Raw genomic sequence first — 2487 nt, forward strand, 5'->3', positions numbered from 1 at the left:
CTGACCCACCTGAGGGCATTGCGATCGTTCAAAACTGACCCACGCAAACACACTGCCCTGCTCGATGAACGAGCGGGGAGAGCCAGGAGTGATCAGCGTGGCGATGTTGGCCAAGATCAGACGGATGCACCTGCGAGATGGCCTGTCCATCCGCGAGGTGGCGAGGCGCACGGGCTTGTCGAGGAACACCGTGCGGCAGTGGTTGCGCGAGGAAGGCGTGACCGAGCCGAAGTACCCCGAGCGCAGCACGGCGAGCGTGCTTGACGCCTGGGCCGAGCACTTGGAGGCGGCACTGCGTGCCGATGCGCACCGCCCGGTGCGCGAGCGGCGCACGGCCAAGGCCCTGTTCGAGCAGATCCGGGCGCTGGGCTACGCGGGCAGCTACCCGCGCGTGGTCGTGTGGGTGCGCCGCTGGCGCGAGCGGCAGGCCAGCGCCCCGCGGCGTGCGGCCTTCGTGCCGATGAGCTTCGAGCTGGGCGACGCCTTCCAGTTCGACTGGAGCTGCGAGTACGTCTTCGTGGGCGGACTGCGCCGCCGGCTCGAGGTGGCGCACACCAAGCTGGCGGCCTCGAGGGCCTTCTGGTTGACGGCCTACCCTGCCCAGAGCCACGAGATGCTGTTCGACGCGCACGCCCGGGCCTTCGAGGCGCTGGGTGGCGTGCCGCGCCGGGGCATCTACGACAACATGAAGACCGCCGTGGACAAGGTCGGTGTGGGCAAGGCGCGCTCCGTCAACGCCCGCTTCCAGGCCATGTGCTCGCACTACCTGTTCGAGCCCGAGTTCTGCAACCCGGCCTCGGGCTGGGAGAAGGGCGTGGTCGAGAAGAACGTGCAGGACCGCCGGCGCCAGGTGTGGCGCGAGGCCGGCGAGCGGCGCTGGAGCGACCTGGCCAGCCTGAACGCCTGGCTGGCCGAGCGCTGCCGCCAGGGCTGGGAGGAGACGGCACACCCCGAGTGGTCCGAGCTGAGCGTGGCCGACGTGCTGCAGGACGAGCGCACCCGCCTCATGCCATGCCCGAAGCCCTTCGACGGCTACGTCGAGCAGCCCGTTCGGGTGTCGGCGACGGCGCTGGTGCACTTCCAGCGCAACCGCTACAGCGTGCCGACCCGCTGGGTCAACGAAGTGCTCAGCCTGCGCGCCTACCCCGAGGCCGTGGTGCTGGTGGCCGAGGGCGTCGAGGTGGCCCGGCACACGAGGAGCTTCGAGCGGGAGCTGACCTTCTACGACTGGCAGCACTACATCGCGCTGGTGCAGACCAAGCCGGGGGCGCTGCGCAACGGCGCGCCCTTCAAGGCCATGCCCGAGGTGCTGCAGACGCTGCAGCGTCACCTGCTGCGCCATGCCGGCGGCGACCGGGTCATGGCGCAGGTGCTGGCGGCCGTGCCGGTGCACGGGCTGGAGGCCGTGCTCGTCGCAGCGGAGATCGCGCTGGAAGCCGGCAGGCCGAGTGCCGAGCATGTGCTCAACGTGCTGGCGCGGCTGAAGGATGGGGCGCCGGCGCTGCGCGAGCTGACGCAGCCCGCCCCGACGCTCAAGGAAGAGCCCCGCGCCGACGTGCAGCGCTACGACAGCCTGCGGGAGGCCCAGCAGCCATGAGCGCCGAGATCGTCACGCGCCTGAAGGCGCTCAAGCTACACGGCATGGCGGCGAACTGGCCGGAGCTGGTGGCGCGCTGCCGGCATGCGGCGCTGGAGCCCGAGCAGTTCGTCGAGCAGTTGCTCGATGCCGAGGGCGCCGAGCGCAACGTGCGCTCGATCGCGTACCAGATGACGGCGGCCCGGTTCCCGGCGCACCGGGACCTGGCGGGCTTCGACTTCGCCAGCAGTGCGGTCGATGAAGCGCTGGTGCGCAAGCTGCACACGACGGCGTTCACTGAGGCCGCCCACAACGTGGTGTTCATCGGCGGGCCGGGCACGGGCAAGACGCACCTGGCCACCGCGCTCGGCATCGAGGCGGTCCAGCGGCACGGCAAGCGGGTGCGCTTCCACTCGACGGTGGAACTGGTCAACGCGCTGGAGGCGGAGAAGGCCGCAGGCCGGGCCGGGCAGATCGCGCACCGGCTGACCTACGTGGACCTGCTCATCCTGGACGAGCTGGGCTACCTGCCGTTCAGCCAGGCCGGCGGCGCCTTGCTGTTCCACCTGCTGAGCAAGCTCTACGAGCACACCAGCGTGGTGATCACGACCAACCTGAGCTTCGGCGAGTGGGCCAGCGTCTTCGGCGACGCGAAGATGACCACTGCGCTGCTGGACCGGCTCACGCACCACTGCCACATCGTCGAGAGCGGCAACGACTCCTGGCGCTTCAGGCACAGCAGCACGACCACCGCTGCGGCACGAACCCGATCAACGACGCAACGCAGGAAAGGACCGACCCAAGACCCCAGAACCGCAGAGATATCCACAGACCAAGGCACCCTCGGGTAGCCTACAGGGGTGGGTCAGTATTGAATGATCGCAGCGGGTCAGTTCTGGGCGATCGTCAAC

2 protein-coding genes are annotated in these 2487 nt (G+C 69.6%); both read left to right on the forward strand.

Translation table 11 applies throughout. The features are described 5' to 3' along the window. Positions 1 to 97 precede the first annotated feature (97 nt). Positions 98 to 1597, forward strand: coding sequence for an IS21 family transposase (istA, locus tag x551_RS21135; RefSeq protein WP_036236417.1), 1500 nt, complete (start codon positions 98 to 100; stop codon positions 1595 to 1597). Continuing rightward, the gene (gene istB / locus x551_RS21140) at positions 1594 to 2427 is read left to right on the forward strand and encodes an IS21-like element helper ATPase IstB (protein WP_011829064.1); all 834 of its coding nucleotides are present in this window, start codon (positions 1594 to 1596) and stop codon (positions 2425 to 2427) included. Before istA ends, istB begins: the two co-directional genes overlap by 4 nt. The last annotated feature ends 60 nt before the right edge of the window (positions 2428 to 2487 follow it).

This window comes from Methylibium sp. T29 (genome assembly GCF_000576205.1).
Lineage (GTDB): Bacteria > Pseudomonadota > Gammaproteobacteria > Burkholderiales > Burkholderiaceae_C > Methylibium > Methylibium petroleiphilum.